The sequence below is a fragment of the Mangrovibacterium marinum genome (assembly GCF_003046625.1).
GTDB lineage: Bacteria > Bacteroidota > Bacteroidia > Bacteroidales > Prolixibacteraceae > Mangrovibacterium > Mangrovibacterium marinum.
Genome location: NZ_QAAD01000043.1, coordinates 1 through 8104, shown reverse-complemented (window position 1 = coordinate 8104; position 8104 = coordinate 1). Strand labels below are relative to the sequence as shown.

The 8104-nt window shown below is 47.1% G+C and carries 5 protein-coding genes; all 5 read right to left on the bottom strand.

Annotation, left to right across the window (positions count from 1 at the left end):
• Positions 1-99 precede the first annotated feature (99 nt).
• Entirely contained in the window at positions 100-1257 is a 1158-nt protein-coding gene (locus C8N47_RS18430) for an alpha/beta hydrolase-fold protein (RefSeq protein WP_107824051.1), read from the bottom strand.
• Positions 1258-1380: 123 nt separating this feature from the next.
• The gene (locus C8N47_RS18425) at positions 1381-2910 is read right to left on the bottom strand and encodes an alpha-L-arabinofuranosidase C-terminal domain-containing protein (protein WP_107824050.1); all 1530 of its coding nucleotides are present in this window, start codon (positions 2908-2910) and stop codon (positions 1381-1383) included.
• A 22-nt stretch (positions 2911-2932) separates the two neighbouring features.
• Positions 2933-4309: a family 43 glycosylhydrolase gene (locus C8N47_RS18420; RefSeq protein WP_211316210.1), complete on the bottom strand. Its 1377-nt coding sequence runs from the start codon at positions 4307-4309 to the stop codon at positions 2933-2935.
• Between the two features lie 32 nt (positions 4310-4341).
• Positions 4342-6915 (bottom strand): glycoside hydrolase family 9 protein, encoded by a 2574-nt coding sequence (locus C8N47_RS18415; RefSeq protein WP_107824048.1) that lies wholly within the window; start codon positions 6913-6915, stop codon positions 4342-4344.
• Between the two features lie 139 nt (positions 6916-7054).
• On the bottom strand, positions 7055-8104 hold a 1050-nt coding region (locus C8N47_RS18410), incomplete at its 5' end, for a glycoside hydrolase family 43 protein (protein ID WP_170111449.1).

Below are 8104 nucleotides of genomic sequence, written 5' to 3'. Positions count from 1 at the left end.
CTTAAATTCTTTGTCAAACTTCTTTCTCATAGGACTCATAATATAGGTAAATAAATTATACTTAACCTACCGTCCAGTCAAATGTAGCAGTTCCAGTTTTTAGTTTTTGAAAATAAGCGGGGCAAACTCGTGCAAACCACGCCGCCAGCTTTGCCACTCGTGAGCCGTTAAGGGTGAAACATAGAAATGGGTGTTCATCCCTGCCTCTTTCAACGCTTCGGTATTTGCTTTCGGGTCACCACCAAAACCAGTCCGCCCGTTTTCAATCTCGCGGCTTCCGTAGCTAACAAAAACCAGTTTGATATTTTTACTGAAGTCCGGAGAGTCTTTCAGATCGTCGGTCGTAATACTTCCACCACTAAACATACCGACGTACGAAAATTTTTCAGGGTGAGCCAGGGTAATTACCCGTGTTTGCATACCGCCCATTGAAAGACCAGCCATAGCACGGTGTTCAGGGTCGGCTATTGTTAGATAATTGGCGTCAACCATCGGAATAATATCATTGAGCAAGGTATTCATAAAGCCATCCGCCCAACCTTTCGGCGGCCAGTTTCCGGCTGCAGGGCGCTCCCCTCTCGGCATGGTCCAGGCACCGTTGTCCATTACAATTATAAAAGGAACTGCTTTCCCTTCGGCAATCAGATTGTCCATAATCAGGTTGGCATGTCCTTGATTTGACCATCCTGTTTCGTTTTCGCCGCCGCCATGTTGCAGGTAAAGTACCGGGTAACGTTTTGAGGCATCCTTACCGTAACCGGGAGGTGTGTAGATGAAACAGCGACGCATGCCATTCGTGGTTTTCGAAAAATAGATCTGCTCGCGAACTTGGCCGTGCGGGACATCCTTCACAGCATAAAAGTCTTGATCTCCTGCAGGAATTTCAATACCACTTCCCCAACGGCCGGCACCGTAAAAGTAAAGGCTTCCGGGATCGGGCACCGAAGCGCCGTCAATATTCAACTGGTAATAATGGAAACCTTCGTCCTGCTGAGCCGATTCGCCTGTCCAGAGGCCATTGTCGTCTTTCTTCAAGTCGTACTTCACCCCGCCAATATCGAGCTGGACATATTTGGCATCAGGAGCTTCAACCTGGACGCGAACCCGACCTTCCGAATTCACCTGAGGGTATTCTCTACCGGCTTGGTTGACCGACGAAGGCTTAAAATCTTCGACAACTTCAGTCAGAGATTGTGCATGCGTATTTCCTGCAATAAATACAGATACGAACAATGCGGTTAATAAACGGATTTTCATAAGATGTTCTTTTGTTTTTGTTTGTTCTATTTCGGGAATGAATAGTTTACAGAATCATTGAATTAGTAACCCCAGCCAACACCTGAAAGCACACTGACTTCAGTCTCTCGGGGAGCTGTTGTCTTATTTATTCAGTTTCAATTTTATCTGGGTGAATGAGTGAGCCGGAAATGAATAGCTAACTCCATCTTTTCTTGTATTTACACTCTTTGTCACCGGAACATATTTCACCTGATTATCAAAGGTGAATGGTTCGTTCAGGTCAGCACCGGCGATTAAAGTCGCTTCCGCCACACCTGACAGTTCGCCTGTTGTTGGAATAATATCCGCCGCAATCGCCTCATTCTTGTTGCGATTGACGACATTGATGTAAACGATTTTATCGTCAGGAGAATAGACCGTTGTGACATCGAGGTACGGAATGCCTTTGTACTTTTCGCCGTCAAAGGTGTTGCATTGCACCCAGGTATCGACCGAATTTCCGAGGCAGTTATTGGAATAAGCTTTGAAAATATAGAACAACGGGCTTTTAAAAGTCCCTTTCTCCCGGTCGTTGTTGAGCAGTGATGTCAACATGGTAAAATTGGCCATTTTAACCACATCGGCGTGGCGAATAAACGAATTGAAACACTGGGCAATTGGCAGTACCGACAGCAAGTTGCGCGACATGATACCCCACTCGTCCACCGAAAGATAAATGGGATTGGTATAGCCTTTCATGGCTTTAGCCGTCACAATTTCGCTGGCTGCCACATTGATTTTTTCTTCAAAATCCATGGCACTTTCGCCCATGTACGAATAGTAATCATCCGACTTCTCCCAGTAGCGGTGAATGGAAAGGTAATGAATCATATCGCCCATGCCGAGCAATACTTTGCGGTTCCAGTCAACCCACTGCCCGGTACTTTCATAATACGACGAGCCCGAAGCTACCAGGTCTATCGAACTGTCAACCGACTTTAAAGCTTTAGCTGCTTCGCGGCCAATTTTTACGTAATCGTCGGCTGTTTTATGTCCCAACTCCCATGGAGCTCCGTCAACTTCGTTTCCCAAATCCCATATTTTTACGCCGTAAGGTTCGGGGTGTCCGTTTTTTGCCCGCAGGTCGGAGTAATAAGTCCCTTTGGGATAATTGCAATACTCCAGCCAGTAACAGGCATCCAAAATATTGCCAAGCCCTAAATTGACACAGACCACATTCTCGCTACCAATCGCTTTGTTCAGGGCAAACCATTCATCGGTACCAACATGGTTGTTGTCAACCCCGCCCCAAGCCAGGTTGATTCGCGCCGGACGCTGCTCTTTAGGTCCAATACCATCCTGCCAGCTGTAGCCCATCAAAAAGTTACCGCCGGGCCAGCGCATATTGGTAACTTTCAATTCCTTCATGGCATCTATGTAATCCTTCCTGAAGCCATTATTATCAGCCAGCGGCGACGAAGGGTCGTACAAAGTCCCGTAAAGCGTGTTAAATTCAACCGTATCGGGCAGTCCCATGCGGGCACCGTTAAAGTGAATCGGTTCCATGAAGACACCATATATTTTCGGGTCGATTTTACTCACTGTCCGGTCAACGTCAAAACGGATTGTTGCGTTTTGCGCATTCAGCATGACCGGCAACGCAAAAGCCAGTGAGAGTAAGATTTTTTTCATAACTGTTTTTGTTTGGTTTATTCTATGGCCTAAATTGAATCCAATCTATTTCAACCGGATTTTCACCAACAAGGCATATCACCAGGTTGTGAACCCCGGCAAGCACAGGAAGACCTGAAACATCAATCAGTTGCCACCCGGATTCAGCGGGGATTTGCCGACGGATCAGCTCCTTTCCATTAGGATTATACAGGCAGATTTTCAACATGGTTTTGTTTTGACTTTGCACCCTTAGTTGAAGGGCTTTTAACTTTCCGTCACCAAAATCAACCGCATTGTACTGTACCCAGTCCCCCTCACTCAGAAGAACCGTCTTCCACCCGGCAAAGGTGTTGGCTGTGTCCAGAAAAGCAATAGATGCACCTTCGCTTTTAGCACTGTAACGGTCGGGCTGAATCTGGGATGAGGCCGGGGTTAGTCCTACCCCCCTGCGCGTCGGGATTACTTCACAGATTGAGCCATCGGGATTGAAGGACAAGCTATCCATACAAATAGAACGGTTTTTATCGAACTGCGGCGAATATTCATTCTGGTGGTAAAACAAGTACCATTGTCCCTGAAAGTTAACTACAGAATGGTGAACCGTCCAGCAATTCATCGGCGACTCGTCCATAATAACTCCTTTCATGGTAAACGGCCCCATGGGATTGCCAGCCGTTGCGTATTCAAGCCGCTCAATGGTGTTTTCAACATGCGGGAATGTGAGGTAATAAATTCCGCTACGCTCAAACAGGTAAGGCCCTTCCTTTAATCCTTTTTCCGGCAGATTAGCAATTGCCATTGGTTCAGAATCCAGCTCCAGCATGTTTTCCTTCAGTTTAGCCACAAAAATTCTGCCCATCGACCAGTACAAATACGCTTGCCCGTCCTTGTCGATAAATACGTTGGGGTCGATACCGTGTACCCCTTCAATCGGCGTGGATTGCGGCAGGTAAGGCCCTTCCGGGTTCTCGGCAACAGCTACGCCAATTCCAAAACCCTTGCGTCCGTTAGCATCAACAACCCTAGTATTTGCGGGAAAATAGAAGTAGTACTTTCCGTTGCGTTCAATGCAATCGGGAGCCCACATGCTGTACGAGGCCGAATCGACCCACGGCACACTTTCCTGGCTGACGATCACACCGTGGTCAGTCCAATCGGTCAGGTTTTCCGACGAAAACACGTGATAGTCCTCCATGCAAAACCAATCCTTTCGACCTGGCTTTTCAGACGGCGTCGGAATATCGTGCGACGGGAAAACATACACCTTCCCATTGAAGATACGAGCAGAAGGGTCGGCCGAAAATTGGTTACGAATAATCGGGTTTTGCGCTGACACATTGCCAATCACCAAGCCTGAAAATACGACCAGCCCTGCCAGTTTCGCTCTGAGTTCACCTTTTGTTTTCATTGTTATCATGTTCTTATTTTACAATACAAAAGATCGCTTTACTACTCCGAAACCAGATGTTGCACGGCGTTTGACAGGAAAATGTATTCGGCAGAACCGCCTATGGTCACTTCATTTTCGCCCCACAGAAATGGCCAGTCATCTTTATTTTCGAGGAAGTCGGGTTTCAGTAACAACAGCCCGGGAACAATGCCCCCTGCAATGGTGGTGAAATCAGCCCGGTTGTTTCCGTAGGCCACTTTTTTTGAACGCGTTCCGACAGCATTCACAAACGAAATATTGGAATACGGGTGACAACCAAAAATAAAATTCAAGCCGTTAAATACTTCGTCCTTGCTGATAATATCGGGGAAAGCTTCGTGTGCATAGTAACTTGTAATAGCAGCATTCACAATCATCCCGCTGCCTCCCCAGCCGCTGCGCGATATGGGCAGACCGTACGGGTTGCTTTTCTCCATTTCGACTATCGATTCATTGTATTTCACGATGTAGCCTTTCAATTTTTCTTTGTAGGCGTCACCCAAATAAGGAATGGCTTTAAGGGCAGGAACCAGGCTACGGCCTGCAAAAAACATTTGCCCAAAATCGCGGTTGCCGGCAGGTTGCTCAAGGGCATCCCATATTTTCGCTTCAAACCGATCCAGGTATTTCGTTTCTTTTGTTGTAATGTACAGTTGAAGAACCGTGTTCAGGTCAGCACCGCGGGCCATCATCCGCCTCCACGGTTCATCGGTACTATCTGCGGCATTTTTCATTGCTTCGTCAGCCTCCTCAAGCAAGCGTACAGCGCTGGAAAGGCTCCTTGCAGCAAGGTCATCATTGTAACCCTTCAGCGCGCGGGCTGCTGCTGCCAGGCTTGCAGCGGTCTGGTAATCCAGGAATGAACTCCGGTTGGTAAAAGCCCAACGGTCGTCCAGGGTGCCACTCGACATGCCATCGGTTTCGTAAGGTTTCAGATTTGGATTGTAAGGCAAATTGTCCGTCTCGGTAGAAGCATCACCCAAATGGTGGTACTGATGCAAATTGGGTACAATAATACCCCGCACCGGGTGGCCTATATTTTCGCATTGTGCCACCAGGTTTAAAGTACCGTGCTCGATTTGTTGCAAAATATCGGGCTTCCCGTCGGGACGATGAATATCCACATAGCGGGTCTTTTGGTCGATATACGTTTCGTCGCGGTCAACTTTAAACTCTTCCCACAGGTCAACGAAGTTTGAAATGACGCTGTTATGCGAGCCCGTTTGAATATCGAAATCACCGGCATCGAACCAGCCGCCAACGGCCATTCCCGGAATACGTTCCAGCGGTTTGTATTTCGTTTCGGTTGTCGGTCCCTGCCTGTAACCGTCAAAATGTTCGTGATTTACCGGAGCCTGAAGGCAATCATCCTTATAAGGTTCGCCGTGCCAGGTTCGGTAGGCTTCGTTCACCTGCATGTGATCCATTTGTACCGGGAACCAAACATCGAGTGTCGGGTGCCAGACGTCCTGAAAAACGCCGGGATCAATCGGAAAAGTATTGGTTCGCTGATCGCCGTACTGAATGCAGTAAATTCCGGGTTCCTTCACTTCGCTAAAATCAAATTTCGCATAATTGTAGCGCAGGTATTGTCCCCAGAGAGTCACTTTTCCATCAAGCACCTTTTGGTATTTGCCATCCCCGGTAACTCGGTAAATCGAAGCTGTCGGCAAAGGCTTATCGTTTGCATCCAGTTCAATAACGGCCACTTTTTGCTGCTGCGGCACATAACCTACCTGCGAAAATTCCACAACGGGCTTGCGAACCCAACCGTCTATTGCGTTGGGCTCGAGGTACCAGCTCAACACCTTGCCTGTTTTGTTTGCGGGAAGCAAACTACGGACAATAAACCAACCGTTTTGCGCCAGGTTGCGCCCGTCGAAAAGGCTGATCGGCGTATCGGATTGAATTTTCACATAATTGGCCGGATCTTCCGGAGCGAGCACAACGGTTTTCCCTGAAGCCAAGGGAAACGGCACAATAAATTCGTCCCTTCCGCGATCATCGAAGGTGGTGTGTCCGACAAATTGTGGAATTTTTTCAGACTTAGGTTCTATCTTGGTTTGACCCGCTGGATAACGGGGAAATATGCCCGGCTTGCCATCAACCAGATACATTTTTTCGAAGTAAGAAGCCGGTAAAAATTCAAAGTTCAGCCCGGCGGCACCTTCCAACTGTTCAGGAACCGGTTTGTCGAGATAAACGTCAATTTCGACTCCTTTATCTTTTGCACTGACGCGAATTTTCGAATTAAAGTCAAACTCTTCGTATCTCAGTTCAACTTCTATGGTACCGTGTTCCTGGTCAACCGTCCTGTTGACAAGCACGGGGACCAAATCCCATTGTTCAGGCGTGTTCTGAAGTCTTATTGCCCCGCCGGTAGCAGTTCTGACACCATGATGGATCAGCTCAATCCCGGCAGTTTTTTCGTCAAAAAACATCCCGTTGTACTGATTACTGAACACCAGGACATTAAGCCCTTGCGTTTCGAAGTATTCCTGATCGTTTATTTTCAGATTTTGCCCAAATAGGTTCGTAGAACAGGAAAAAAATAACATTGCTACAAATGCAATTGCCTCTAGTTTTTTGTACATAAGTTTATTTTTTGGTTTGGTTAGATTTTCTGTTACATTGATTTAAAGAGCAGAGAGCTTTCCCCGGGATCACATACTTTTTCCCAAATATTTTGGAATTCTTTCATCCATCGTATCCTCTGTCACTCACAACAAAGCACTATTCCACCCGGAACCAGTCGAAATCAACATACCCACCAATTTCTTTAGTTGCATAGTTGAACAGGCAGAACTTGTTCCCTGTAAACATTTTCAGGCTGAAACTCATTCTCAACTCATTACCCAGCTTATCAAACTTCTGATTATCGTAACTATACTCGAAAGTTGCCAAACGGCTTTTGTTCGAAGCCGTTGTCCGGAGGTAAATGCTATTTGCTTTTTTCAAAGAGATTGAAGCAATTGTATCACCTTTATTTACCATAACGAGCTGTTTCTCATCTGCAACTTGTTTCACGGCAATAAAGGCATAAGCTTCCTGGAAAATACCGAGACCTGCGATATCACCATTCTTCATTTTTGTTACATCTATTTGAGTCGTCGCTACAGACGGAATTGCCTGATTATAATGCGCAAAAGGACGTTGCGTCAACGTGTTTCTGGCTTCCAGCAGGTCGGCAACAACTTTAGCTGTTTTCAATCGCAGATATCCAGAATGCTCAGTTAAAGACCATTTGGTCGGATTCGGATTATGGTTCCAGCCCCATTGCATCCCGAGCGTGTTCCCTTCAAACTCATCGGAACGAGGGAAATCCTTCACTGGATATTCTTTACCGACATTGGGTTTGCGGTAAGTAACAACAGCCTTTCCGTCAAGCCCAACCATCGGCCAGCCGTCAACCCAGCTCACCGGCTGCAGGTTTGGCATGCGCCCAAACGGGCCGCTATCAACAAAAAGCATGGTCCACCACTCGCCGCTTTGCGTTTCGATGAGCGCTCCCTGATGAACGCCAAAGTTCACGCCTGGTGTTCGTTCTTCCAACACCACTTTTTGCTCGTAGGGGCCATAAATATTTTTCGACCGCAGGGTCACCTGAATCCCGTCAACGCCGCCGTAGGTTCCGTACAGATAATAAAAATCGTTGATTTTGTAAACGTGCATGCCTTCAAGCCCACCCCGAATATCGCCGGTAAAGACGAGCGAATCCGGGCCAATGGCTGTAAACTCGTGATTCAATTCCGTTATGCGGATCGTTCCGTAGCCATGTGCCAC